23 protein-coding genes are annotated in these 26,287 nt (G+C 58.9%); 17 read left to right on the top strand and 6 right to left on the bottom strand.

Going from position 1 to position 26,287, the window contains the following annotated elements; genetic code table 11:
* Nucleotides 1–62 precede the first annotated feature (62 nt).
* The 7 genes from ACT2B1_RS13180 to ACT2B1_RS13150 all read left to right on the top strand — a co-directional run bounded on the left by ACT2B1_RS13180 (nucleotide 63) and on the right by ACT2B1_RS13150 (nucleotide 8,001).
* On the top strand, nucleotides 63–512 hold the full coding sequence (locus tag ACT2B1_RS13180) for a methyltransferase family protein (protein ID WP_481667908.1): 450 nt from the start codon (nucleotides 63–65) through the stop codon (nucleotides 510–512).
* Between the two features lie 131 nt (nucleotides 513–643).
* A complete protein-coding gene (locus ACT2B1_RS13175; RefSeq protein WP_171120734.1) occupies nucleotides 644–2,215 on the top strand; it encodes a Re/Si-specific NAD(P)(+) transhydrogenase subunit alpha in 1,572 nt (523 codons plus the stop codon).
* A 13-nt stretch (nucleotides 2,216–2,228) separates the two neighbouring features.
* Nucleotides 2,229–3,680, top strand: a complete 1,452-nt coding sequence (locus ACT2B1_RS13170) for an NAD(P)(+) transhydrogenase (Re/Si-specific) subunit beta (protein WP_171239746.1) — start codon at nucleotides 2,229–2,231, stop codon at nucleotides 3,678–3,680.
* Nucleotides 3,681–3,842: 162 nt separating this feature from the next.
* Nucleotides 3,843–4,199 (top strand): VOC family protein, encoded by a 357-nt coding sequence (locus tag ACT2B1_RS13165; protein ID WP_171120739.1) that lies wholly within the window; start codon nucleotides 3,843–3,845, stop codon nucleotides 4,197–4,199.
* 108 nt (nucleotides 4,200–4,307) lie between these two features.
* The gene (locus tag ACT2B1_RS13160; protein WP_171120741.1) at nucleotides 4,308–5,585 is read left to right on the top strand and encodes a DUF3422 family protein; all 1,278 of its coding nucleotides are present in this window, start codon (nucleotides 4,308–4,310) and stop codon (nucleotides 5,583–5,585) included.
* Between the two features lie 69 nt (nucleotides 5,586–5,654).
* Nucleotides 5,655–6,797 (top strand): MFS transporter, encoded by a 1,143-nt coding sequence (locus tag ACT2B1_RS13155; protein ID WP_371808216.1) that lies wholly within the window; start codon nucleotides 5,655–5,657, stop codon nucleotides 6,795–6,797.
* Between the two features lie 40 nt (nucleotides 6,798–6,837).
* Nucleotides 6,838–8,001 carry a M20 aminoacylase family protein gene (locus tag ACT2B1_RS13150; protein WP_481667907.1) on the top strand — a complete coding sequence of 388 codons (1,164 nt, stop codon included), beginning with the start codon at nucleotides 6,838–6,840 and terminating at the stop codon, nucleotides 7,999–8,001.
* Nucleotides 8,002–8,047: 46 nt separating this feature from the next.
* Here ACT2B1_RS13150 and ACT2B1_RS13145 read toward each other — a convergent pair whose 3' ends face one another.
* Both ACT2B1_RS13145 and moaA read right to left on the bottom strand, forming a co-directional pair.
* Entirely contained in the window at nucleotides 8,048–9,370 is a 1,323-nt protein-coding gene (locus tag ACT2B1_RS13145; protein WP_481667906.1) for a 3-deoxy-D-manno-octulosonic acid transferase, read from the bottom strand.
* 1 nt (nucleotide 9,371) lies between these two features.
* Nucleotides 9,372–10,382: a GTP 3',8-cyclase MoaA gene (gene moaA / locus ACT2B1_RS13140; protein WP_171122585.1), complete on the bottom strand. Its 1,011-nt coding sequence runs from the start codon at nucleotides 10,380–10,382 to the stop codon at nucleotides 9,372–9,374.
* A 90-nt stretch (nucleotides 10,383–10,472) separates the two neighbouring features.
* Here moaA and ACT2B1_RS13135 point away from each other — a divergent pair, with 90 nt between their 5' ends.
* Entirely contained in the window at nucleotides 10,473–10,895 is a 423-nt protein-coding gene (locus ACT2B1_RS13135) for a hypothetical protein (RefSeq protein ID WP_171120749.1), read from the top strand.
* Here ACT2B1_RS13135 and ACT2B1_RS13130 read toward each other — a convergent pair.
* The 3 genes from ACT2B1_RS13130 to glmU all read right to left on the bottom strand — a co-directional run bounded on the left by ACT2B1_RS13130 (nucleotide 10,883) and on the right by glmU (nucleotide 14,749).
* Nucleotides 10,883–11,509 (bottom strand): DNA alkylation repair protein, encoded by a 627-nt coding sequence (locus ACT2B1_RS13130; protein WP_174825574.1) that lies wholly within the window; start codon nucleotides 11,507–11,509, stop codon nucleotides 10,883–10,885. The genes ACT2B1_RS13135 and ACT2B1_RS13130 overlap by 13 nt on opposite strands.
* 63 nt (nucleotides 11,510–11,572) lie before the next feature.
* Nucleotides 11,573–13,393, bottom strand: a complete 1,821-nt coding sequence (glmS, locus tag ACT2B1_RS13125; RefSeq protein WP_481667905.1) for a glutamine--fructose-6-phosphate transaminase (isomerizing) — start codon at nucleotides 13,391–13,393, stop codon at nucleotides 11,573–11,575.
* Between the two features lie 3 nt (nucleotides 13,394–13,396).
* Nucleotides 13,397–14,749 carry a bifunctional UDP-N-acetylglucosamine diphosphorylase/glucosamine-1-phosphate N-acetyltransferase GlmU gene (gene glmU, locus ACT2B1_RS13120; RefSeq protein ID WP_481667904.1) on the bottom strand — a complete coding sequence of 451 codons (1,353 nt, stop codon included), beginning with the start codon at nucleotides 14,747–14,749 and terminating at the stop codon, nucleotides 13,397–13,399.
* Nucleotides 14,750–14,883: 134 nt separating this feature from the next.
* Between glmU and ACT2B1_RS13115 the strand changes: the two genes are divergently transcribed.
* From ACT2B1_RS13115 to ACT2B1_RS13105, 3 genes are all read left to right on the top strand, one after another.
* Nucleotides 14,884–15,555 (top strand): HAD-IA family hydrolase, encoded by a 672-nt coding sequence (locus tag ACT2B1_RS13115; RefSeq protein ID WP_171120756.1) that lies wholly within the window; start codon nucleotides 14,884–14,886, stop codon nucleotides 15,553–15,555.
* Between the two features lie 39 nt (nucleotides 15,556–15,594).
* Complete coding sequence (locus tag ACT2B1_RS13110) at nucleotides 15,595–16,785, top strand: DegT/DnrJ/EryC1/StrS family aminotransferase (RefSeq protein WP_481667903.1); 1,191 nt, start codon at nucleotides 15,595–15,597, stop codon at nucleotides 16,783–16,785.
* 155 nt (nucleotides 16,786–16,940) lie between these two features.
* Nucleotides 16,941–18,104 carry an isovaleryl-CoA dehydrogenase gene (locus ACT2B1_RS13105; protein ID WP_481667902.1) on the top strand — a complete coding sequence of 388 codons (1,164 nt, stop codon included), beginning with the start codon at nucleotides 16,941–16,943 and terminating at the stop codon, nucleotides 18,102–18,104.
* A 50-nt stretch (nucleotides 18,105–18,154) separates the two neighbouring features.
* Here the strand turns inward: ACT2B1_RS13105 and ACT2B1_RS13100 are convergent, their stop codons facing one another.
* Nucleotides 18,155–18,763: an OmpW/AlkL family protein gene (locus ACT2B1_RS13100; RefSeq protein ID WP_171239753.1), complete on the bottom strand. Its 609-nt coding sequence runs from the start codon at nucleotides 18,761–18,763 to the stop codon at nucleotides 18,155–18,157.
* A gap of 136 nt (nucleotides 18,764–18,899) precedes the next feature.
* Between ACT2B1_RS13100 and ACT2B1_RS13095 the strand changes: the two genes are divergently transcribed.
* The 6 genes from ACT2B1_RS13095 (at nucleotide 18,900) to ACT2B1_RS13070 (ending at nucleotide 26,111) form a co-directional block, all read left to right on the top strand.
* A complete protein-coding gene (locus ACT2B1_RS13095) occupies nucleotides 18,900–20,429 on the top strand; it encodes an AMP-binding protein (protein ID WP_171239754.1) in 1,530 nt (509 codons plus the stop codon).
* Nucleotides 20,430–22,034 carry a carboxyl transferase domain-containing protein gene (locus tag ACT2B1_RS13090; RefSeq protein ID WP_171239755.1) on the top strand — a complete coding sequence of 535 codons (1,605 nt, stop codon included), beginning with the start codon at nucleotides 20,430–20,432 and terminating at the stop codon, nucleotides 22,032–22,034.
* 5 nt (nucleotides 22,035–22,039) lie between these two features.
* Nucleotides 22,040–22,459: an ASCH domain-containing protein gene (locus ACT2B1_RS13085; RefSeq protein ID WP_481667901.1), complete on the top strand. Its 420-nt coding sequence runs from the start codon at nucleotides 22,040–22,042 to the stop codon at nucleotides 22,457–22,459.
* Nucleotides 22,460–22,464: 5 nt separating this feature from the next.
* Entirely contained in the window at nucleotides 22,465–24,393 is a 1,929-nt protein-coding gene (locus ACT2B1_RS13080) for an acetyl/propionyl/methylcrotonyl-CoA carboxylase subunit alpha (RefSeq protein WP_481667900.1), read from the top strand.
* Nucleotides 24,394–24,459: 66 nt separating this feature from the next.
* A complete protein-coding gene (locus ACT2B1_RS13075; RefSeq protein ID WP_171239758.1) occupies nucleotides 24,460–25,314 on the top strand; it encodes a hydroxymethylglutaryl-CoA lyase in 855 nt (284 codons plus the stop codon).
* Nucleotides 25,315–25,322: 8 nt separating this feature from the next.
* Nucleotides 25,323–26,111, top strand: coding sequence for a crotonase/enoyl-CoA hydratase family protein (locus ACT2B1_RS13070; protein ID WP_171239759.1), 789 nt, complete (start codon nucleotides 25,323–25,325; stop codon nucleotides 26,109–26,111).
* Nucleotides 26,112–26,287 lie beyond the last annotated feature (176 nt).

The raw sequence follows: 26,287 nt of genomic DNA, 5'->3' as shown, positions 1-26,287 counted from the left end.
GCGATAGATCATCATGCAAAAGCGACATTTAGCCTCGCTACCGAGCAGAAAGTTACTTAACCATGCGCAAAATTGACATACCTCCGGTCTGGTTGTTGGGCTGCGCGGTTCTGGCGTGGCTACAGGCCCGATACCTGTCGATGGGATTGCCGCTGGACGGTGGCTTCACGGATTTGCTGAGCGGCATTCTGATCGGAGGCGGGCTTATCCTTATCCTGCTTGCCATTACCGAGTTCCGCAAACACCGGACAACAGTTATCCCGCATGAAACGCCCAGTTCGTTGATTCAAAGCGGTATTTTCAAACGCAGCCGCAATCCGATCTACTTGGGTGACGTTCTGATTCTGACGGGGCTGCTTCTGCGCTTTGATGCAGTTTTATCGCTGGCACTGATACCTGTTTTTGTCTGGCTGCTGGAACGGCGTTTTATTCTGCCCGAAGAAGATAGAATGCGCAGAACGTTCCGCGCAGACTTCGCGCGATACGAGCGTAGCACGCGCCGATGGATCTGAGGACTCACGTAAAATGACACCACGTTAATATTGCTGCGCTTGCGAAATAATATTGCGCAGGATACATGGATGCTTGATGAACAATACCGACCACCCGCTCAATGTGAGTGAAAATTAGGGGGATAATGCCGGTGAAGATAGGAACACCAAAAGAGATTATGGACGGTGAAAACCGGGTCGCGATGACTCCGGACTCAGCCGTTCAGCTTCAAAAACTGGGCTATGACTGTGCCATTGAAACCGGTGCGGGTGCTGCGGCTGGATTCTCGGATGCAGCCTATGAAGCCGCAGGCGTTGAGATTGTCAAAACCGCTGCGGCCCTATGGAAGGCGGCGGATATTGTTGCCAAGGTACGTCAGCCGAATGAAACCGAGCTGAAGCGCCTGACCAAGGGCAAGACCTTGATTTCGTTCTTCAACCCGGCGGGCAATGAAGAAGGGATGGAACTGGCCAAGTCCAAGGGCGCGAACGTGATCGCCATGGAAATGGTTCCGCGTATTTCCCGTGCTCAGAAGATGGATGCACTGTCCTCGATGGCGAACATCGCGGGTTACCGTGCCGTGATCGAGGCCGGCAACAACTTTGGCCGTTTCTTCACCGGTCAGGTCACGGCTGCAGGTAAAGTCCCGCCTGCGAAGGTGCTGATCGTTGGTGCCGGTGTGGCCGGTCTGGCCGCGATCGGGACGTCGACCTCGCTGGGTGCGATCACTTATGCGTTCGACGTGCGCCCCGAAGTGGCCGAGCAGGTCGAATCCATGGGTGCCGAGTTCGTCTATCTGGACTTTGAAGAGCAGCAGCAGGATGGCGCAGCCACCGGCGGCTATGCGTCGGTCCAGTCCGAAGAATTCCGCAACGCGCAGCTTGCCAAGTTCCGTGAACTGGCCCCTGAAATGGACATCGTGATCACCACCGCGCTGATCCCGAACCGCGAAGCGCCCGAGCTTTGGACCAAAGATATGGTCGAAAGCATGAAGCCGGGTTCGGTTATCGTTGACCTTGCCGCGGAAAAGGGCGGCAACTGTAAGCTGACCGTCGCGGATGAGAAGATCGTGACCGACAATGGCGTGACCATCATCGGCTATACCGACTTCCCCAGCCGGATGGCGTCGCAGTCCTCGTCGCTCTACGCGACCAACATCCGTCACATGATGGCAGACCTGACGCCCGAGAAGGATGGTCAGATCAATCACGACATGGAAGATGACGTGATCCGCGGGTCGACCGTGACCTTTGAAGGTGAGATCACCTTCCCGCCACCACCGCCCAAAGTGCAGGCCATCGCGGCGCAGAAAAAGCCCGAGGTCAAAGAACTGACCCCGGAAGAGAAAAAGGCGCAGGAGATTGCGGCGTTCAAGGCGCAGACCAAGCAGCAGTTCACCCTGCTGGGTGTCGGCGGCGCGCTGATGCTGCTGGTTGGTCTGGTCGCTCCGGCCAGCTTCATGCAGCACTTCATCGTGTTCGTGCTGGCCGTATTCGTGGGCTTCCAGGTGATCTGGGGAGTGGCGCACAGCCTGCACACCCCGCTGATGGCGATCACCAACGCGATCTCGTCGATCATTATCGTTGGGGCGCTTATGCAGATCGGGTCGGGTTCGTTCCTGGTCATTCTGCTGGCGGCGTTGTCTGTCTTTATGGCCGGGATCAACATCTTCGGCGGCTTTCTTGTCACCCGGCGCATGCTCGCCATGTTCCAGAAATCTTAAGGAGGCCGGGTAGATGATTGGCTTCACCACTGCCGCTTATGTTGTCGCGGCTGTCCTTTTCATCCTGTCTCTGGGCGGGTTGTCGAACCAGGAAAGCGCCAAACGCGCTGTCTGGTACGGCATTGTCGGTATGGTGCTGGCGGTTTTCGCCACGCTGGTTGGTCCGGGTTCCGGCCTGTGGCTGCTGTCGCTGTTGCTGATCGCTGGTGGCGGTCTGATTGGTTCCTACGTGGCCAAACGCGTGCAGATGACCGAGATGCCGCAGCTTGTGGCCGCGATGCACTCGCTGGTGGGTCTGGCGGCTGTGTTCGTTGGTTTCAACGCGCATTTTGAGATCGGCAACGTTGCGCAGGTCATGGCGATTGCTGACAGCGCGAAAGAGGCGGACCTGTCCGATCTGGGCGCATTTGCCAAGCTGATCGCCAAGAAAACGGCGGCGGAACTAACCATCCTGCATGTGGAACTGTTCCTGGGTATCTTCATCGGTGCGATCACCTTTACCGGTTCTGTCGTGGCTTATGGCAAGCTGGCGGGCAAAGTGACATCTGCGGCGACCAAGCTGCCTGGCGGTCATGCGCTGAACGCGGCGGCGGCGGGTCTCTCGCTGATCTGTCTGATCTGGTACACCGCGTCGGGTGGTCTGTTCCCGCTGATCCTGATGACGCTGGCGGCGCTGTTCATCGGCTATCACCTGATCATGGGTATTGGTGGTGCGGATATGCCGGTGGTTGTGTCGATGCTAAACTCGTATTCGGGTTGGGCTGCGGCAGCGATTGGTTTCAGCCTTGGCAACGACCTGCTGATCGTGGTCGGTGCGCTGGTCGGTTCGTCCGGTGCGATCCTGTCCTACATCATGTGTAAGGCGATGAACCGGCACTTTGTCAGCGTGATCCTGGGCGGCTTTGGCGGCACCTCGGGCCCGCAGATGGAAGTTGAGGGCGAGCAGGTGGCGATTGACGCCGATGGCGTGGCCGCTGCTTTGAATGACGCTGACAGTGTGATCATCATTCCAGGTTATGGTATGGCGGTTGCGCAGGCACAGCAGTCGGTTTCCGAACTGGTCCGCAAGCTGCGTGCCAAGGGCAAAGAGGTGCGTTTTGCGATCCACCCCGTTGCGGGTCGTTTGCCGGGTCACATGAACGTGCTGCTGGCCGAGGCGAAGGTGCCTTATGACATCGTTCTGGAAATGGATGAGATCAACGAGGACTTCCCGGAAACGGATGTGGCCATCGTAATCGGCTCGAACGACATCGTGAACCCTGCGGCGCAGGAAGACCCCAACAGCCCGATTGCCGGGATGCCGGTTCTGGAATGCTGGAAGGCCAAGCAGGTGTTTGTGTCCAAACGTGGTCAGGGAACTGGCTATTCGGGCATCGAAAATCCGCTGTTCTTCAAAGAGAACACGCGCATGTTTTATGGCGACGCGAAGGCTTCGTTGGACAAGCTGCTGCCGATGATCGACTGATCTATCCTTATAGGTAGATTGGAAAGGGCGCCGATGGGCGCCCTTTTCTTTTTGGTGAATGATGGGGGGCTTTGCCCCCAAACCCCCCAGGATATTTCTGGCCAGATGAAGCGGGCGAGATGTGGTATCTTTGGGGAGAAGGTATTCGCGAATGGGTAGGTTTTGCAGAAAGTAAATGGCATAGGCGGCGTGTTCTTTCGCGCTCGTGATCCGGAGGCGCTTGGACGGTGGTATGAAGAGCATCTTGGTGTGAACCAGCTCAACCCGCTGCCTTGGAAACAGAGTGCCGGGTATACGGTCTTTGCGCCATTCGCGCAGGATACGGATTATTTCGGGCGCACCGAACAGCAATGGATGATAAATTTTCGAGTGGACGACTTGGGCGCGATGATCGCGCAGCTTGAGGTCGCTGGAATCCCTGTGGAGACTCGGGCCGAATGGGACAGCGAGGTCGGAAAATTCGCCAGACTTCACGACCCAGAGGGCAACCCGATCGAGCTGTGGCAACCAAATCAATGAGATAGCGGATTTGTATACCGTTGTATCCTTGTAAGCATATGAAATAAAAAGAGAATTGATGTATTTTTGAGGTGTCGTATAGTGCGCTGGTCAGACCCGGAGCCCAGAATGACGCCTATCGATGATCATCCGCTGCGCTATGCGCTGGCCAACGAACTGCATGCGCGCCCATTTCCGGTGGCATCGACGCCCTGCACGGTGGTGTTTCTGGCCATAAAGAAAACTACTGAAGCTGTCGGGCGGGATCGGCACGAAGATATGGTGCATTTGATCAATCTGCTGGATCGCCATGGCGCGCCGCATCCGCAGCCTGAGGCCACCCATTATGCGGGTCAGATTGGCCGTCATTGGCTCAAATGGGAGCAGCATACCGAGTTTGTGACTTATACTGCGATCACGCAGAATGTCAGCGACCGTGCCTTCAATCCTGCCGATTTTGAGGTGTTTCCACAGGACTGGTTGATGGCAAGTCCGGGTCAGCGTGTTACCTCGGCCATGATGCGGGTGGTGGACCTGGAAAGCGATGCGGCTGCCAAGGACGCTCTGGCCGATTGGTTTGAGCCGGAAAGTCTTGCTGTGGCTAGAGTATTGGATGATGCGGCCATATGCGCGAGCGACTTCCGGATTGATCCGGCTGGACATATGCGCTTTGCGCTGTTTGTGAACAAAGGCACCGGGCGGCGTAGGACGGGGCGGATCATTCAGCGCCTGTGCGAGATCGAAACATACAAGGCGATGTCGATGCTGGGTTTTGCCCGCGTCAAGCAATTGACGCCCCGGATTGGTGAGTTGGACGCGCAACTTACCAATTTGATGGGGCAGATGACCGACAATTCGGCCCATCCTGACGAGCTTTTGCCGGACCTGCTTGCCACGTCGATTGAGCTGGAGACATTGTCTGCCCGGTGTTCGTTTCGGTTCGGTGCAACGGGCGCATATGAAGCCATCGTCAATCAACGCATCGAGGTGTTGCGCGAGCAGAGGTTTGAGGGTCGTCAGAGCTTTGCCGATTTCATGATGCGGCGCTATGACCCCGCGATCCGCACCGTGAAGTCGACTGAGCGGCGCTTGCAGGCCCTGTCGGATCGGGCCATCCGCGCAGGAGAGCTGTTGCGGACCCGGGTGGATGTGGAACGCAGTGCGCAGAATCAAGCGCTGTTGGAAAGTATGGACCGTCGCGCTGATCTGGCCCTGCGTTTGCAGCACACGGTCGAGGGGTTGTCGGTGGTTGCCATCAGCTATTATGCGGTCTCGTTGGTCAGCTACCTTTTGTATCCTTTGACCAAGGCCGGGATAAGCAAAGGTATGCTGACGGCGATTGTCACGATCCCAGTTGTGCTGACCGTTTGGTTTGCGATCCGGCAAATTCGCAGGCGGTTGGAGTAAACCTCGTTCGCCATTCCGTGCCGTGTCTGTAGTACTGACCGGGGCAGGCGGAGAGCTGAGGGTAGACCGGTGATTGGAATCGTAGCCGCATGGCGGGCTGTAGCCGCCATGTTCATCCTGAATGGTGCGTTGTTCGGTATATGGGCATCCCGTATCCCCGCGGTACGGGACAGGCTGGACCTGACGCACGAGGCTTTGGGCCTTGGCTTGCTGTTCATGGCGGCTGGGGCCGTTTGTTCCTTTCCTATAACCGGTCGTTTGACGGATAAGTTTGGGGCGGTGTCCATCACGCGAGTCATCGCGGTTCTCTACACGCTTTCGCTGGTTCTGTTGGCTGTTGCCGGTAGTTTTTGGGCGCTGGCGGCCTTTTTATTCATATTCGGGGCGTTTCACGGGTCGATGGACGTCGCGATGAACGCATGGGCTGCTGAAGTTGAACAAGCCTATGACAAGCCCGTCATGTCTTCGTTTCACGCGATGTGGAGCCTTGGGGCCGGGCTGGGTGCGCTGAGTGGGTACGGTGCCGTGCAGCTTGGTATGACTGTAATGCAGCACTTTCTTTTGGCGGGCGGTGCTGTGGTTGGTTTGGCGCTGGTTTTGTCTTGGGTGCGCTGGACGTCGCGCAGGGCGGCTTCGCCCGGCGGGGCGGTTTTTGCCCTGCCATCCGGGGCACTGATCCTTGTCGGATTCACAGCCCTGTGCGGTGCATTGGGCGAGGGCGCGGTTGCAGACTGGAGCGCGATTTTCCTGCGGGACGTGACGGGCGCAGCCGAGAGTATCGCGGCCTTGGGGTACGCTGTATTCTCAGTCACCATGGTCGCCTTTCGGTTGGCCGGAGGCGTCGTCATCGCCCGGTTTGGGCCTGTCGCGACGGCCAGATTTGGTGGCGTGTGCGCGGCATTGGGTGTTCTGGGCGTCGTTTCGGCGGTGCAGCCCCAATTGGCGCTGGCAGGCTTTGCGCTGATGGGCATCGGTTATGCTGTCATTATGCCCTTAGCGTTCAGCCGAGCGGCCAACGATCCAAATGTCCCGCCCGGCCAAGCCATCGCAAGCGTGGCCACATTGGGATATGGCGGGTTGTTGATCGGGCCTCCGCTTATTGGGTTTTTGGCAGAGATGCTTACATTGCGGTTGGCGTTTATGGCCCTGCTGCCGCTTGCAATCATGATAGTTATCTTGTCCGGTGCGTTGCGACCTGCTGCACTGGATTGACTGCCAAGAGCAGGGAACAAGAACAATATGGGAGGTAGACATGCCGATAAAGAACCGGTTCGCGGAACTGCAAAACGAAATCACCGAGTGGCGGCGTGATATCCACCAGAATCCCGAAATTTTGTTCGAAACCCATCGCACCAGTGCTTTGGTGGCGGAAAAGCTGAGGGAATTTGGCTGTGACGAGGTCGTGACCGGGATCGGGCGCACGGGTGTCGTGGGCATCATCAAAGGCAAGGTCGATACAAAAGGCAACGTTATCGGATTGCGGGCTGATATGGACGCGCTGCCGATTCATGAGGCGACGGGGCTGAACTATGCGTCCAAGACTGAGGGCGCCATGCATGCCTGCGGGCACGACGGTCATACGGCGATGCTGTTGGGGGCGGCGAAATACCTCTCGGAGACGCGAAACTTTGACGGCACTGTCGTTGTCATCTTTCAGCCCGCCGAAGAGGGCGGCGGTGGTGGTCGTGAGATGTGCGAAGACGGGATGATGGACCGCTGGGGCATTCAGGAAGTTTATGGGATGCATAACTGGCCCGGACGTCCGGTCGGAAGCTTTGCCATACGCCCCGGTGCCTTTTTTGCCGCGACCGACCAGTTTGATATCATATTCGAAGGTAAAGGGGGCCACGCGGCCAAGCCACATGAAACAGTCGATACGACTGTCCTTGCCGCGCAAGCGGTCATGGCCTTGCAGACCATTGCGTCGCGCAATGCTGATCCCATTGATCAGATTGTCGTGTCGGTCACGTCTTTTGAAACGTCTTCGACAGCTTTCAACGTGATCCCGCAGACGGTCAGGTTAAAAGGTACGGTGCGCACGATGAGCGAAGCGATGCGGGGGCTGGCTGAAAAGCGGATCGGTGAAATTTGCAACGGGGTTGCCGCCACATTCGGCGGAGCGGCAGAAGTAACGTATTACCGCGGCTATCCCGTGATGGTGAACAGCGATGAGCAAACTGATTTTGCAGCGAATGTCGCGCGATCCGTGGCCGGTGAGTGCGCTGAGGCACCGTTGGTCATGGGGGGCGAGGACTTTGCCTTTATGCTGGAGGAGCGACCGGGGGCTTATATTCTGGTTGGAAACGGCGATTCAGCGGCTGTGCATCACCCGGAATACAATTTCAACGATGAGGCGATTCCTGCCGGTTGCAGTTGGTGGGCAGAAATTGTTGAACAGCGAATGCCCGCTGCGTGAATGGCAGCGTGGGTGGGGGCGCTGCCCCCACACCCCCGGGATATTTTTAGCCAGATGGAGAGGGATCCTGAGGCCGTAGATCAAGCCTGGTACATAGGGTTTCGACGACATCATTCAGGGCCGATTTCTGCGTATTGACGCAGGATTTTGAGGCTGTCCGTGCTGAATTCAGTGCGCTTGGGTCAGATAGCCATTTGTCAACGATAGCTGCCAGTTGCGGGGCAGGGTTTATTTCCACGGCACCTCCGGTTTCGATCAGGGGCGCGAATGTTTCAGCGAAATTGTAATAGCCGGGCCCGGTGATGACTGCAGCGCCGGCTTGTGCGGGTTCGAAGGGATTGTGTCCTCCGATTTCCTTCAATGAGCCGCCAAGGAACACGATGGGGCAGATTGCGTACCACGTGCCGGTTTCCCCTAAAGTGTCTGCCACGTAGATTTGTGTTGTGTCCGTGATTGCTTGGTCAGAGGACCGAAACGCGGCCGTTAGTCCGGTTTGTTTGATAAGGGCGTGAACTTCATCCCGGCGTTCCGGGTGGCGGGGGATCAGAAGCAATAGCAAGTCGGGGCGCTGTTTGAGCAACTGTGCATGTGCGGCAAGAACGGCGTCTTCCTCGCCCTGATGGGTGGAACTGGCGATCCACACGGGGCGGCCTGAAATCTGGTTTTGGATTTGCGATACTGTGTTCTGGTCAACAGGCAGGGGGTCGGACATAGCCTTGAGGTTGGTGCCTGATTGAACCCGTTCCGGTGCAGCCCCCATTTGGCGCAAGTTTTCGGCCGCCTTGTCATTTTGGGTCAGGAAAAGACTGAACTTATCCAGAATGAAACGTGCGGTTACTGGTCGCTTTTTCCATCCCTCGACAGATTTGTCTGAGAGGCGGGCGTTCAGTAAGGCCAGCGGGATCTTGCGATCTGCACTTTCAACGATGAGCCGGGGCCAGATTTCGCTTTCGACGAAAATACCAGCGTCCGGTCGCCAATGGGTCAGGAAGCGCTGAACGGGTCCGGACGTGTCAAGCGGTGGGAATTGGTGGCGCGTGCGCGGGGGCATCCGCTTTGCGATCAACGCGGCTGAGGTCGGTGTGCCGGACGTTATTAGGAACTCGGCCTGGGGCAAGCGCTGACCCAGGCGTTTGATCAGGGTGATGACGGACAGGGTTTCGCCGACGCTTGCCGCATGAAACCAGATCAGTTGGCCATTTGGTCGCGGCAGGCTTGCATGGCCCAGCCGTTCGTGTTGACGCTCAACCGGGACATCAGCGGCCTGTAGTTTCTTTCGAACCGTCTGCCAAACGATTGGCGCGGCAACGCCGGTCAGGCCGCAATACAGGGTGTATAGCAGCGTCGGCCGTTCTGAATGATCGGGCATGTCAGCCGCCTGTGTGACTCATGTGACGGCTCATCTTTCCGTCGACGGACTGGCGGGAATAGTCGAAATCGTGGCCCTTGGGTTTCAGATTGATGGCCGCGCGGATCGCGTGTTCCAGCGGCTCTTCGGTGTTGGGATGATCCCGAAGTGAGCTGCGCAAGTCGGCCATGTCTTCCTGACCAAGGCACATATACAATTCACCGGTGCAGGTCAGGCGTACACGGTTGCAGCTTTCGCAGAAATTGTGGGACAGCGGTGTAATGAACCCGATTTTCTGTCCGGTTTCCTCAAGCCGCACATAGCGCGCCGGTCCGCCCGTGCGCTCGGCCAGATCAGAGACTGTGTAGTGGTTTTCATACTCTTTGCGCACGTCCTTCAGCGACCAGTACTGATCAAGGCGGTCTTCATTGCCGATATCACCCATGGGCATGACTTCGATCCAGGTTAGATCCATGTCGCGCTCGGCGCACCACCGCGTGATTTGGGGAAGCTCCTCTTCGTTGAAACCCTTAAGGGCAACGGCGTTGATCTTGATGCGCAGCCCGGCTTTCTGAGCTGCGTCAATGCCTTTCAAGACCTGTTTCAGGCGTCCCCAGCGTGTGATCTGGGCGAATTTGTCCTCGTCCAGCGTATCCAGCGAGATATTCACGCGGCGCACGCCGGCTGCGTAGAGGTCGTCTGCGAAACGATGAAGTTGCGATCCGTTGGTGGTAAGGGTCAACTCCTTAAGTGCCCCGCTTTCCAGATGGCGTGTCATCGCGTTGAAGAACGCCATGATGTTCCGGCGCACCAAAGGTTCACCCCCTGTGATGCGCAGCTTTTCGACGCCCATGTTGATGAAGGTCGAACACATCCGGTCCAGTTCTTCCAAAGTCAGAAGGTCCTTTTTGGGCAGGAACTTCATGTCTTCGGACATACAATAAACACAGCGAAAGTCGCAGCGGTCCGTGACGGAAACACGCAAGTAGGTGATTGCACGGGCAAACGGGTCGATTAGTGGAGCAGCAGTCATGCACCATAGGTAAAGCGGTGACCCCGCTGCGACAAGGGCGAACTGTGCTTTGGTCTAGATCAGAGGCCGTTGGAACGGTAGATTACCAGTATGAGGATTGCATTTATTGTTTTGTTTGCAGTTGTTGCGGGATGCGACACCGTCCGGTCCACGACAGATCGCGTCTTTGGCGGCGACGGTGAGAAGGCTCAAGCCGAGCCCGAAGCAGTAGAAGTCGCTGACGTAGCTGACCCCGAACCTGTTGCTGTGGCTGCCCCAAGTTGGGTTGGTCCGAAAACCACTGTGGCCAGTCTGGGTGACCCCACAACACCGGGGCGCTGGTTGGAAACACCGCTGGTCGACACCGAATTCACCGGGCGGGTGGTCGTTCCAAGAACTGGCGCTCAGGCCTACATTACGCTGGTGCCTGCTTCTGGGCCGGAAGGCGGGGGCAGCCGTTTGTCGTTGGACGCGATGCGGGCATTGCTGCTGCCTTTCGATGAATTGGTCGAGCTTGAGGTCTACTCAAACTGATCCTTCAGGTACTTTCCGGCCTCTTTGCGCGCAAAGGGTTTCATTGCATCACCATATGTTTGTAGGAACGCGACAACACGGGATGGGTCGTGCTTGGAAAGCTCGCGCAACCACCATGCGATGGCCTTCTGGATAAACCAATCACGGTCGGGGACATATCCTGCGGCCCAGGTCAAAATACGATCCCGGCGGTCCAGATCATCCGGCTTGGGGTGGTTTTGCTTGGTCCATGGCAGGGTTGCCACCAATGCCGCGCGACGTGTCCACATGTGGTCTGAGGATGTCCAGCCTCCGACCTGATCCAGCCTTTCTGGGTCGGCTGACAGCCGCTTTTGCATGGCCATGCACGCGTGGTCCGCAACGGCCCAGGCATCGAAATCCGGCAACCAGCTTTGCAGTACTTCCCAAGCCGCATCATCCGGCCGAATGCGCGCCTGTGTCAGCAATTTGGCGGCGGCTAAGCGTGCCTCATGAATGTTTGTCTGCCACAGGTCATCGGCCAATTGGACCCGAGAGGCCACGTCAAGGTCTCGCCGCCACGCTTTTGTCAGGTCGTTCAAGATAGGGTTTGCGACCCCTAAATAAGGACGGGCCGCCTTGTGATAGGCCGCCATCTGCGTGGCGCGCTCGGGATCGGCATGTTCCTTGATCTGATCCAGATAGGCGTCCACGGATCGCTACTCCACCGTAACAGATTTCGCCAGATTGCGTGGCTGGTCCACGTCTGTGCCCTTGGCGACGGCCGTGTGATACGCCAGCAACTGCGCAGGAACCGAATAGAGGATCGGGGCGAGGCTTTCATGAACAAGTGGCATGCGGATCGTGCTCCAGACGCCGTCCTCAGCCTCGGCGATCCCGTCGCCATCTGATATCAGAATGACCTTGCCTTTGCGTGCCATCACTTCTTGCATGTTCGATATGGTTTTGTCGAAAACCGCGTCACGCGGTGCCATCACAACCACCGGCATATGTTTGTCGATCAGGGCGATTGGGCCGTGTTTCAGCTCGCCAGACGCGTAACCTTCGGCGTGTATATAGCTGATTTCCTTTAGCTTTAGTGCGCCTTCCATGGCCAGAGGATACATCAGGCCGCGCCCCAAAAACAGAACGTCCTGTGCCTCGGACAGTCGTTGGGCGGATGCGCGGATCGCGTCGTTCTGCTCTAACGCGACGTTGAGCACCGCAGGCAAGCCGCGCAATGCGGCGGCGTGGTCGGCCAGTTCTTCTGCCGTCAACGTCCCGCGATCCGAGGCGGCTTTTAGTGCAAGCATCAGCAACACGCTCAATTGGCATGTGAAAGCCTTGGTCGAGGCCACTCCGATCTCGACCCCGGCATGAATGGGCAGCGTCACATCGCCTTCGCGCGCGATTGAGCTTTCGGGGACATTGACCACCGAAATGATCTTGTCCGCCTTGCCTTCACAGTACCTTAGGGCCGCCAACGTATCGGCCGTTTCACCGGACTGACTAACGAACAGCGCCGCGGTCCGGTCACTGATCGGAGGTTCCCGGTACCGGAATTCACTGGCGATATCGACCTCAACCGGCATTTTGGCCAGTTTCTCGAACCAGTACTTGGCGGTCAAACAGGCATAAAAGGCGGTGCCGCACGCAACCATCGTCAAACGGTCGAGCTTGGTAAAGTCCAGTTCTGCGGGCAGGGCAACCTCATCACCGCCGGTGGGCAAATATGAACGGATTGCTTCGGCCACGACCACGGGCTGTTCCGCAATTTCCTTGGCCATAAAGTGCTTGTGCCCGCCTTTGTCAGTACGCGCAGTGTCCAGCTTGATCTGGCGAACGTCACGGTTGACGAGATCGCCCGCTTCGTTACGAATTTCCAACGTGGTACGGGTCAGCACCGCCCGGTCGCCTTCTTCAAGATAGGTGATGCGATCCGTCAGCGGCGCCAGCGCAATGGCGTCCGAACCGACGAACATCTCATCATCCCCATGCCCGATCGCCAGCGGCGATCCCTTGCGCGCGGCGATGATCAGGTCCTCTTGCCCTTCAAACAGAAATGCCAGAGCAAATGCGCCTTCCAACCGGTCGATTGTTTTAAAGGCCGCCTCAACCGGGGAAAGCCCCGTTGACAGGTAGTGCTCGGCCATCAGCGCGACAGTTTCGGTGTCGGTTTCGGTCATGAAGCCTACGCCATGTTCGGCCAGCTCTGTACGCAGATCGCGATAGTTTTCGACGATGCCATTATGTACCACGGCCACTGGACCCGCCTGATGCGGATGCGCGTTCGTCACAGAAGGTGCGCCATGGGTGGCCCAGCGTGTATGGCCGATGCCGGACTTGCCGGGCAGGGGATCATGCACCAGCAGATCGCTGAGGTTCACCAGCTTTCCCACGGCCCGGCGACGCCCCAGGTCACCGCCGTTCACCGTTGCAATCCCGGCGCTGTCATAGCCGCGATATTCCAGACGTTTCAACGCTTCGACCAGAATGGGGGCGACTTCGTGCTGCCCCAGAACGCCTACAATTCCACACATAGGTCAGGCTCCTTTGTCGCGGCGAACCTTCTTCGCCTTGAGCATCTCAAACAATTTGCGCGCATAGCCGGGTTTGTTGTCCTGCTTGGCGCGCGCCACAGCCAGAGCGTCGGGCTCGACGTCGCGCGTGACCACGGTGCCGGTCGCTGTCATGGCTCCGTCGCCCACGGTCACGGGTGCAACAAGCATGGTGTTCGATCCGATGAAGACATTTTCACCTATCGTGGTCTTGTGCTTCATCACCCCGTCATAATTACAGGTGATCGTACCCGCCCCGATATTCGAATCCGCGCCAACGGAGGCATCCCCGATATAGCTAAGGTGATTGATCTTCGCGCCTTCGGCGATCTCGGCATTTTTGATTTCGACGAAATTCCCGATGCGTGTGTTCTCGGCCAGTTCCGCGCCGGGGCGCAGGCGGGCATAGGGGCCGATGACAGCGCCTCGGCTAACGTGACAGCCCTCAAGATGCGAAAACGCCCGGATCGTCGCACCGCTTTCGACCGTGACACCGGGGCCGAATACCACATTCGGTTCGATAACCGTGTCGCGTCCGATGATCGTGTCAGCGGCAAGATAAACGGTCTCAGGGGCCATCAAAGTCACGCCAAGGCCCAGCAGTTCTGACCGCGCGCGGGTTTGGAATACAGCGTCGGCAGCGGCAAGATCAGCGCGCGAGTTGACCCCCAGCGTCTCGGCCTCGTCGCAGGCAATTGCGGTGACTTTCAGGTCACGGCTGCGGGCGATTTCCACGACGTCGGTCAGATAATATTCCTCGGCTGCATTGCCGTTACCCACCGCGTCGATCAGGGAAAACAACACCTCTGCGTCGCACGCCAAAAGACCGGAATTGCAGAAGGTTATCGCGCGTTCTTCATCTGAAGCATCCTTGAATTCGACAATCCGCTCAAGATGATCTTCGTTCATGACCAAGCGACCATAGCGCGCGGGATCGGCGGCTTCGAACCCGAGGATAACCAGATCGTTTTGCGCGCGCGCCTCGATCATCCGCTCCAGTGTCTCGGGTTGAAGGAACGGAGTGTCGCCATACAAAACCACCACGTCGCCCTTGAACCCCTCCAGCGCAGCGCGCGCCTGAGCGACGGCATGAGCGGTGCCCAACTGTTCGGTCTGCTCCGCGATCCGGGCTGTTTCGTCTTCGGCGGTCGCCACTTTCGCCACAGCCTCGGACCCGTGCCCGGTGACGATCACGGTGCGCTCGGGCGATAGAACCGATCCGGCGCGCATGGTGTGAACCAGCATCGGTGTCTGGGCAATTGGATGAAGGACCTTGGGGATGTCCGAATTCATCCTGGTGCCTTTACCTGCGGCAAGGATGACAAGGGCGGTGCTCATGAAATCGTTTTCTCTTTGTGTTTTGTTGCGGTCCGTTTTATCCGCTGAGGGCAAAGGCGCAAGCGGTTCAGCCATCAAACAAGATTGCCGTTTGCAACAGGATACGGCGAAAAACCGCCGAAGCAGGAGGCGCGATGCGAACGGTTATCTTCGATCTGGACGGGACATTGGCCGATACCTCGGGTGATTTGCTTGAAGCCGCGAACCACTGTTTCCGCCATATGGGGCACGGAGATGTTCTGGTTCACGGGCAGGATGCTGCGGTCGCGCTGCGGGGTGGCCGGATGATGCTGACGCACGGATTGAAGCGTGTCGGGGCTTATGATGAACAGGCGATTCAGGTATATTATCCAATGCTGCTGGACGCATATGCGCAGGCCATTGATACCCATACGCATTTCTACCCAGGTGCACTTGATGCGGTTGAGGCATTGAAGGTCGCGGGGTACGGCGTGGGGATTTGCACGAACAAGCCCGAAGCTCTTGCCGATCAGTTGCTGACCCAGATGGGCGTGCGGGAGCAGTTCGCATCATTGGTGGGGGCCGACACCCTGCCGGTTCGTAAGCCCGATCCCGAACCTCTGCGCGAGGCCGCGCGGCGGGCAGGGGGGCATCCCGATCTTTGTGTGCTGATCGGAGATTCCGATACTGACCGCAATACTGCGCGCGCCGCTGGGGTTCCTTCGGTGTTGGTGACGTTTGGTCCGTCGGGCGCGGATATGGCCGCGCTTGAGCCCGAAGCATTGCTGCATCACTTCGATGATCTGCCCGAGGTTGTGACCAGCCTTATTGGAGCGGTGGCGTAAGCCCTTGACGCTGCGCACGCGCGGCCTCAGAACGGGCGTATGACCGAGACATTCACTGGCAGTTTCACACAGCAGGAACCCATCCCTGACGAAGCGATCGAGGCCGCATTGGCGGTTCTGCGTCACGGGCGGTTGCATCGCTATAACGTGACGCCCGGAGAGCTGGGCGAAACTGCTTTGCTGGAGCAGGAATTTGCCGCGCAGATGGGGGCGAAATACTGTCTGGCCGTGTCGTCGGGCGGCTATGCGCTGGCGACCGCATTGCGTGCGGTGGGTGTGCAGCCCGGTGATCCGGTTCTGACCAATGCCTTCACGCTGGCCCCTGTGCCGGGGTCGATTGCCTCGGTCGGGGCAAAGCCCGTGTTCGTGGGCGTGACCGAAGGGCTGGTAATTGATCTGGATGATCTTGAGAGCAAGCTTGATCAGGCGCGGGTGCTGATGCTCAGCCACATGCGCGGGCATCTGTGTGACATGGATCGGCTGATGCAGATGTGCGACGCCGCGGGTGTGACCGTGATCGAGGATTGCGCGCATACGATGGGTGCCGCGTGGCGCGGGCAACTGTCGGGGCGGCAGGGGGCCATCGGGTGTTATTCTTGCCAGACCTACAAGCACGTGAACTCGGGCGAGGGCGGCTTGCTGATCACAGATGATGAGGAGTTGGCGGCCAAGGCCACGATGCTGTCGGGATCCTATATGCTGTACGAACGCCATCTGGCCGCGCCGGGACCTGAGGCTTTTGAGAGGATCAAGTACACCACGCCCAATGTTTCGGGTCGGATGGATAATCTGCGGGCGGCGATCCTGCGGCCTCAACTGCGGGATCTGGATAGACAGGTCGCGCGTTGGAATGAGCGTTATGCCGAGATTGAAAAGGGGCTGCGCGGAACGCCCGGCTTGACGATTGTCGAGCGGCCCGAGGGTGAGACCTATGTGGGCTCGTCCATTCAGTTCCTGCTGTTGGACTGGTCATCCGAGCGTATTGCCGAAGTGATCCGCCGCTGTGCTACGCGTGGGGTCGAGTTGAAGTGGTTCGGCGGGGCCGAGCCCACCGGGTTTACCTCGCGCTATGATAGCTGGCGCTACGCCGACAGCGCGCCTTTGCCCGCCAGTGACCGGGTGCTGGCCGGGATCATGGACATGCGCGTGCCGCTGACATTCTCTCTGGATGATTGCCGACTGATCGCGCGGATCATCTGGGCCGAGGTCGGGACGGTCTACCAATCGTAATCCAAAGGAGTGCGCTGAAAGCGCACACTTGATGCTTTGACACCACCACCCCTGACGGGTCGGTGGTGTGTTTCTGCATGGCCGTCGTTGACCCGGAAAAGATTCGCTGATACTTATTGAACAACTGTTCATTAATGCGAGGGAGGAGATCGCATATGTTCGCGGCTACCATGCAGTTTGATCTGGGCGAGGATGTGAATGCCCTGCGTGAAATGGTTCACCGCTGGGCGCAGGAGCGGGTCAAGCCGATGGCCGCCGAGATTGATGCCTCGAACGCGTTTCCCAATGAGCTTTGGAAGGAAATGGGCGATTTGGGGATGTTGGGCATAACGGTGCCCGAAGAATTTGGCGGGGTGGGCATGTCGTATCTGGCCCATACCGTCGCCGTCGAAGAGGTTGCCCGGGCTTCGGCTTCGGTATCACTGTCTTATGGCGCCCACTCGAACCTGTGCGTCAATCAGATCAAGTTGAACGGAACGGATGAACAAAAGACGAAATACCTGCCGCGCTTGATTTCGGGTGAACATGTGGGAGCACTGGCGATGTCCGAGGCGTCGGCAGGGTCCGACGTGGTGTCGATGAAGTTGCGGGCCGAGAAGCGCAATGATCACTACCGTCTGAACGGCAGCAAATACTGGATCACCAACGGACCGGACGCGGATACTCTGGTCGTTTACGCCAAGACTAACCCAGAGGCCGGGTCGCGTGGGATAACCGCCTTTCTGATCGAGAAAGAGATGACCGGCTTTTCCACCTCACCCCATTTCGACAAGTTGGGGATGCGCGGGTCGAATACGGCCGAGCTGGTCTTTGAAGACGTGGAAGTGCCGTTTGAAAATGTGCTTGGCGAAGAAGGGAAGGGTGTCGCGGTTCTAATGTCTGGCCTGGACTATGAGCGTGTGGTGCTTGCCGGAATCGGTATCGGCATCATGGCCGCCTGTCTGGATGAGATCATGCCCTATCTGGCCGAGCGTAAGCAATTCGGGAAACCCATCGGTAGCTTCCAGCTTATGCAGGGAAAGATCGCAGATATGTATACGGCGATGAATTCAGCCCGCGCCTATGTGTACGAAGTGGCCAAGGCGTGTGATCGCGGGGATGTGACGCGTCAGGATGCGGCGGCGTGCTGCCTTTACGCGTCCGAGGCGGCGATGACGCAGGCGCATCAGGCGGTGCAGGCAATGGGCGGGGCCGGGTTTCTGTCGGATTCTCCTGTCAGCCGGATTTTCCGCGATGCCAAGCTGATGGAGATTGGCGCGGGCACCAGTGAAATCCGCCGGATGCTGATCGGCCGGGAACTGATGAGCGGGATGGAGTGATGGAAAAACGCCCCGCAGACGAGGGAACTGCGGGGCGTTTCTTCGAAGGGTCAGAAGCGATGGACGTAGGAAACGCCGACCAGCCACGGATCAATCTCGGCAGTACCGAGGTCGTTTCCGTCGAGGCTGACATCAGAGTCGATGTCGAACCAGCGCACGTTCAGACGCACGGCGCCTTTTTCGGTGACCATGTAATCCAGACCAGCCTGCAGAGAGACACCAACCGAGTCATCCAGTTCCAGATCGCCCAGAGCCGAGCTTTCGTCAAAGAAGACGGTATAGTTGATACCAGCGCCAACGTAAGGCTTCCACGCGCTGTTGGTCGGGAAGTGATAGTTCAGCGACAGTGTGGGCGGCAAGTGCTTGACGGTCCCGCCGTCGATGCTGCCAGCCAAGGTAATGTCATGGCTGAAGGGCGTTGCAGCCAGCAATTCGATGCCAAGGTTGTCACGAATGAAGTATTCTACTGTAAAGATCGGGCGCGTGTCCGAGTCAACCTCGACGCTGGCGCCATTGCTCAGCGTGCCGTTGTCGGATTTCGGGTCGAGATAGCCCACACCAAGTCCGACGGTCCAATCACCCTGAGATTGGGCGAAAGCCGGGACAGCCAGTGCGACAAGCGCGGTGGAGAGGGTCAGAGCGGCGAGTTTGTTGGTCATTTTACTGCCTTTAGGTTTGTTGATGCTGGCGTTTTGCACGAACGGTCCGCTGCCAACTCTGATCTGTATCAAGTTCGTGTGATTGGCGAACGCGCCCATCGCCAAAGAAATGTCATGAAAACAAAGGGTTTCGGCAATGTGTCCCGCTAGGCGCATACCTGGATTGCAGCCCGGTGGTGGCTGGTTGATTCCCGACCGATTGAACATGGCGCGGCAATGTCTGTCGCAACCGGGTGATCGCGTGGCTATTCGCGACCTGACCGGGGGTACGCAGGACGACGTCACCTTTGACCGCTTGCAGCGAATGGTGGACGGTATCGCGCGCCAACTGATGATATCCGTGCAACGCGGCGACCGGGTGGGCGTACTTCTTAGCCAATCGCCGTGGTGCGCCGCAGCGCATTTGGCGATCTGGAAAATCGGCGCGATCTCGGTTCCGCTATTTAAGCTATTCAAACATGATGCGCTGGCCTCAAGGGTTCGGGATGCAGGTGCGCAGATAGTTTTGACGGATGCAGAAGGCGAGGAACTGTTGGGCGCTTTGGCACACTCGGTGCGGGTTGACCGGATTGCACCGTCTGATGGCGCGGTTTCCTTTGCTGATACGGGCCCCGAGGATCCCGCCGTGCTGATCTATACCTCGGGCACAACCGGAAGCCCCAAGGGGGCGCTGCACGGGCACCGGGTTCTGACGGGGCATCTGCCGGGCGTATCCATAAGCCACAATCACCTACGCGACGGCGATTGCCTTTGGACCCCTGCCGACTGGGCATGGATTGGTGGGTTGTTCGATGCGCTGATGCCCGGTCTGGCGCTGGGCATCCCGGTGGTCGCCGCGCGGCTTGAGAAATTTACCCCAGAAGTCTGCGCTGACGTGATCGCGCGCGGCGGAGTGCGCAACGTGTTCTTTCCCCCCACCGCGTTGCGGATGCTGAAAGCGGCAAGTCAGGCCGTCCCCGGCCTACGCTCGGTCGCGTCGGGCGGCGAGCCACTGGGGGCCGAGATGCTGGCCTGGGGGCAGCAGGCATTCGGCCTGACGATCAACGAATTCTACGGCCAGACCGAATGTAACATGGTCGTGTCGTCCTGCGCCGAAGACTTCCCGGTGCGGCCCGGCTGTATCGGGAAACCGGTGCCGGGGCATGAGGTGGCGGTGATTGATGACATGGGCCAGCCAACGGACAAAGAAGGCAACGTTGCCATCCGGCGCGGCTCGGCCTCGATGTTGCTGGAGTACTGGAACCGGCCCGAGGAGACTGCGCAGAAATTCCGGGGTGACTGGCTGATCACCGGTGATCGTGGCGTGTGGGAGGGCGACTATCTACGGTTCGTGGGGCGAGATGACGACGTGATCACCTCTGCCGGATACCGCATCGGCCCCGCCGAAATCGAGGATTGCCTGCTGACTCACCCTGCGGTGGCGACCGTGGGCGTGGTCGGCAAACCCGACCCGCTGCGGACCGAGATTGTCAAGGCGTATGTCGTGTTGAAACCGGGGGCTGAGACGACGGGCACGGAGTTGCAGGAGTGGGTAAAGGCCCGTCTGGCGCAATATTCCTACCCGCGCGAGGTGGCGTTTCTGGAGGAATTGCCGATGACGGTGACAGGGAAGGTCATTCGGAAGGAATTGAAGCGTCGTGCGAAGTTGGAATTGGAGACAACGTAAATGAAACTCACATCCAAAGCCATGCCCGCCTCTGAGGGCTTCAAGGCAAACCGCACCGCCCATCTGGACGCGCTGGCACAGATCTCCGAAGCCGCCGAAGCGGCCCGCATGGGCGGCGGTGAAAAATCCCGCGCGCGGCATGTGTCTCGGGGCAAGATGCTGCCTCGGCGCAGGGTGGCGAATTTGCTGGACGCAGGGTCTCCGTTTCTGGAGATCGGCGCGACGGCGGCGCATGGGATGTATGGTGACGCCGCGCCTTGTGCCGGGGTGATCGCGGGGATTGGCCGGGTGCAGGGGCGCGAGGTCATGGTGGTGTGCAACGATGCCACTGTGAAGGGCGGTACATACTATCCGATGTCGGTCAAAAAACACCTGAGGGCGCAGGAGATTGCCGAGGAAAACCATCTGCCCTGCATCTATTTGGTCGATAGCGGAGGTGCGAACCTGCCCAATCAGGATGAGGTCTTTCCCGACCGAGACCACTTTGGCCGTATTTTCTATAATCAGGCGCGGATGAGCGCCAAGGGGATTGCTCAGATCGCGGTGGTGATGGGGTCTTGTACGGCGGGTGGGGCCTATGTGCCCGCGATGTCGGATGTGACGATTATCGTCAAGGAACAGGGGACGATCTTTCTGGCCGGACCGCCTCTGGTCAAGGCTGCCACGGGCGAGGTGGTCAGCGCCGAAGACTTGGGCGGCGGCGATGTGCATACGCGCCTGTCCGGTGTAGCGGATTATCTGGCCGAGGATGATGCGCACGCACTGGCTTTGGCGCGCCGGGCCGTGGGGTCGCTGAACCTGCGCAAGCCGCAGACAGTGGATTGGGCCAACCCTGAGGACCCGGCCTATGACCCCGAGGAAATCCTCGGCGTTGTGCCTGCCGATCTGCGCACGCCCTATGACATCCGCGAGGTGGTTGCGCGGCTGGTCGATGGGTCTCGGTTCGATGAGTTCAAGCCTCGGTTCGGTGAGACGCTTGTGACGGGGTTTGCCCATGTCAAAGGCTGCCCGGTGGGGATCATCGCCAACAACGGCGTGCTGTTTTCCGAAGCCGCACAGAAGGGGGCGCATTTTGTCGAACTGTGTTCGCAGCGCAAAACGCCGCTTGTGTTCTTGCAGAACATCACCGGGTTCATGGTCGGTCGGAAATACGAGAATGAGGGCATCGCGCGGCACGGCGCCAAGATGGTGACGGCTGTGGCGACGACCTCGGTGCCCAAGATCACGATGCTGGTGGGCGGCTCGTTCGGCGCGGGAAACTACGGCATGGCGGGTCGCGCCTATCAGCCTCGGTTCCTGTGGACCTGGCCGAACTCGCGCATCTCGGTGATGGGGGGTGAGCAGGCGGCAGGTGTTTTGGCTACTGTCAAACGCGACGGGATCGAGCGGCAGGGCGGCACGTGGTCGGCCGAGGAAGAAGCCGAATTCAAGCGCCCGACGCTGAATATGTTCGAGGAGCAGTCACACCCGCTCTATGCTTCGGCGCGGCTTTGGGATGACGGCATCATCGACCCGCGCAAATCGCGCGATGTGCTGGCCCTGTCGCTAAGCGCCGCCTTGAACGCCCCGATCGAAGAGACACGTTTTGGCGTGTTCAGGATGTGATCATCATGACTTTAAAGGACGTTTTGACTCGTTATCCCGGCGCGCAAACCTTCAAGTTCGGTGACAGCGCGTCGATGAGCGCTGAACTGTTGGGGTTGGTTCGTGCAGGGCGGAAAACAGCAACCTGTGGCGCGTTGCGTGACTATCCCGAAGGCAGCTCAGAGACCCCAGTGGTCGGGCGGCGCGATATTGCTCTGGAGTGGGATGGTCGTCCGGCTTTGGTGATCGAGACGCTTGAGGTTACGGTCAGCCGGTTCTGTGACATGACCGAAGCGTTTGCCTTGGCCGAGGGCGAGAACGAAACGCTTGAAGGATGGCGGGAGGATCACAGTCGATACTTTGAGCGCAACGGTGGATTTGACCCAGAGATGGAATTGCTCTGCGAACGGTTTCGGCTGATCGAAGATTTGGCGTCAGAGGAGTAAGAAATATGTTCAGCAAAATCCTGATTGCCAACCGGGGTGAGATTGCTTGCCGCGTGATGGAAACCGCTCAGAAGTTGGGTGTGGCCTGCGTTGCGGTATATTCCGATGTGGATGCCTCGGCCAAACATGTACAAATGGCGGATGAGGCGGTGCATATCGGCGGTGCGGCACCGGCTGAGAGCTATTTGAAGGGCGACGTGATCGTTCAGGCAGCGCTGGACACCGGCGCGCAGGCGATCCATCCCGGATATGGGTTTTTGTCCGAGAATCCGGATTTCGTGGATTCGGTCGAAGCCGCTGGGTTGACGTTTATCGGGCCTTCTGCGGATGCGATCCGCAAGATGGGTCTCAAGGATGCGGCCAAGGTTTTGATGGAGCAGGCGGGCGTGCCGGTTGTGCCCGGCTATCACGGTGACAATCAGGACCCCGACCATTTGGCCGGTGCGGCGGAAACCATCGGCTATCCCGTGCTGATCAAGGCTGTTGCCGGAGGTGGCGGCAAGGGGATGCGGCTGGTTGAGCAGCCCGAGGATTTTGCGTCGGCCTTGGACAGCGCACGTGGCGAGGCGCGTACAGCCTTTGGTAACGATGCCGTGCTGGTCGAGAAGTTCGTCGCCAAACCGCGCCATATCGAAGTGCAGGTTTTCGGAGATGGCACACACGCCGTGCATCTGTTCGAACGCGATTGCTCCCTGCAACGGCGCCATCAAAAGGTGATCGAGGAAGCGCCTGCGCCCGGTATGACGCCCGAAATGCGCGAGGCGATGGGGCAGGCGGGTGTCAGGGCGGCCGAGGCGATTGGCTATAAGGGTGCAGGCACGGTTGAATTTATCGTCGATGCCTCGGAAGGGCTGCGACCGGATCGGTTCTGGTTCATGGAAATGAACACACGCTTGCAGGTCGAACACCCTGTGACCGAGGCCATTACGGGCGTAGATCTGGTCGAATGGCAATTGCGGGTTGCCTCGGGCGAGACGCTGCCAAAGAAACAAAATGAACTGTCGATCACCGGCCACGCGTTTGAGGCGCGGCTTTACGCCGAAGATGTGCCCAAAGGGTTTTTGCCTGCGACGGGCAAGCTGACTCATCTGAAGTTCCCGACGGCTTGCCGGGCAGATAGCGGCGTTCGGGCGGGCGATACGATCAGCCCTTGGTACGATCCGATGATCGCCAAGGTCATCGTGCACGGGCCAACACGCCAGATTGCGTTGGAGCAACTGCATCGGGCGTTGTCGCGTACCGAAGTTGCCGGGACAGTTACAAACCTCGGGTTTCTGGGGGCGTTGACACGGCATACCGGTTTTGCGGCGGGGGATGTGGATACAGGACTGATCGGGCGGGACTTGGACGCGCTCATCAGGCCCGTCCCAGTTACGGCGTCTACCTGTGTTTCGGCGGCGATGACGGGGTTGGGGCTGGTGGATACGAACGAAGAGTGTGGGTTCTCTCTTTGGGCACCCCTGCATCGGGCGGCCCAACTGAAGGCCGAAGACGTGATTGATCTGGATGTTCAGGTCGAAGGGCCGGACCGACAGCTTTGGCGGGTGGGGGACGACTCGGTTCTGGCCGAACGAAAGGCCGGGAAATGGATCGTGGGTGGCAAGCCCATGCCGCGCGTAGCTGTGGCAGGGTCGAGGGTCACTGTTTTCGAAAACTATGGGCAATCGTTCGATATCGTCGATCCTCTGGACCGCGACGCTAGTGCCGTTGGCGACACCAACGTGATCGAGGCACCGATGCCGGGATTGGTAAAAGCCATGTTCGCGACAGTGGGGCAAACGGTGCAGGAAGGCGATCGACTGGCCGTTCTGGAAGCCATGAAGATGGAGCATTCCTTGCTGGCAGCACGCGATGGCGTCGTTGCCGAAGTGCTCGCCGAAGCCGGGGGGCAGGTCGAAGCCGGTGCCGCTCTGGTCCGGTTGGAGGAGGAATGATCTGTCCCGTGCGGGCGCAACGTGGCAAGGTCGGGTTCATAGCGGCAATAAGGGAGGGGCGCAGCCATGGGTGATCGGGTTGAAATCTTCGAAGTGGGGCCGCGCGACGGTCTGCAGAATGAAAAGCGGGAAATCCCGGTGGCCGAAAAGGTCGCGTTGATCGATTGTCTGAGCCGGGCCGGGTTCAACCGGATCGAGGTGGCCAGCTTTGTTTCAACCAAGTGGGTGCCACAGATGGCGGGCAGTGCCGAAGTGCTGGCTGGGATTTCCCGTGCCGATGGTGTGCGCTATGCCGCGCTGACACCGAACATGCGCGGGTATGACGACGCGCTTGCGGCCAAGGCGGATGAGATTGCTGTTTTCGCCTCAGCCTCCGAGGGGTTTTCTAAGGCCAACATCAACGCCTCGATTGCGGAATCCATCGAGCGGTTTACCCCAATTCTAGAGGCTGCTCGGCATATTGACCTTCCCGTGCGGGGGTATGTCTCTTGCGTGACGGACTGTCCCTATGATGGCCCGACAGACCCTGAAAAAGTTGCTGAAGTCGCGGATACGCTGTTTGCGCTGGGCTGTTACGAAGTGTCTCTGGGGGATACGGTCGGGCAGGGCACGCCTGATACTGTCGCGCATATGCTTTTGGCGGTGCAAAAGCGGGTGCCCGTCACCAGACTGGCGGGTCATTTTCACGACACCAACGGACGGGCGATCGACAATATAGACGCGGCCCTCGCTTTGGGGGTGCGCACGTTCGATTCCGCGGTTGGCGGTTTGGGGGGGTGTCCATACGCCCTTGGCGCGGCCGGGAATGTGGCGACCGAAACGGTTGTGTCGCACTTACATCGGCTGGGATATGAGACCGGCATCGCCCCCGAGATCGTGGACCAGGCCGCGCAGATGGCGCGCGCCATGCGAGGGGAATAAGTAAGGCCATGTTCGACACCATTTCAATCGCAGTGGACCCGCGCGGCGTCGCGACGCTGACGCTGAACCGTCCGGAAAAACACAATGCGATGTCAGCGCAGATGATATCGGAGCTGACACAGGCCGCAGGGCAGTTAGGGCAGGACGACGCAGTGCGGGTGGTCGTCCTGACAGGCGCGGGCAAAAGCTTCTGCGCCGGAGGCGATTTAAGCTGGATGCAGGATCAAATGGCCGCCGACCCCGAAACGCGCTTTGTTGAAGCGCGTAAGCTGGCCGAAATGTTGCAGGCTTTGAACACGATGCCGAAACCGTTGATCGGCGCCGTTCAGGGCAACGCTTTTGGAGGGGGCGTTGGAATGGCCGCAGTGTGTGACGTGGCAATTGGTGTTCAGTCAGTGAAAATGGGCCTGACAGAAACGAGATTGGGCCTGATCCCGGCGACCATTGGTCCCTATGTTGTTGCACGCATGGGCGAGGCACGGGCGCGGCGCGTATTCATGTCGGCACGTCTTTTTGAAGCGTCCGAGGCTGTGGAACTGGGATTGCTTGCCCGCGCGGTCAATGCCGATGATCTGGCCGGGGCGGTCGAGGCCGAGGTCGAGCCATACCTGTCCTGCGCGCCGGGGGCCGTGGCCTCGGCCAAAGCTTTGGTGCGAATGCTGGGACCGACGATTAACAATACTGTGATCGACGGGACGATCCGGGCGCTGGTGGATCGTTGGGAAACTGAAGAAGCTCAAGAAGGAATCGGCGCGTTTTTTGCCAAAAGAAAACCTGTTTGGAACAGCAAGGTCTGAATTCCAACAGTCACTTATCGCGCAAACAGAACCAACATACTCAATATCCCACGAGGGAAACGGAATATTAGGTGCCTGCGCGCTTCTGTTCGGTTGACCCTCTGATCACGCAGGGATAGAGAATGTCCAGTCAACACGCCAATTGACGGTGCGTCGCTGCGAGCGCTGCACAGGAA

This window comes from Ruegeria sp. S263 (assembly GCF_056780525.1).
The sequence above is the reverse complement of the archived record's forward strand: the minus strand, read 5'-3'. Positions and strand labels throughout refer to the sequence as shown.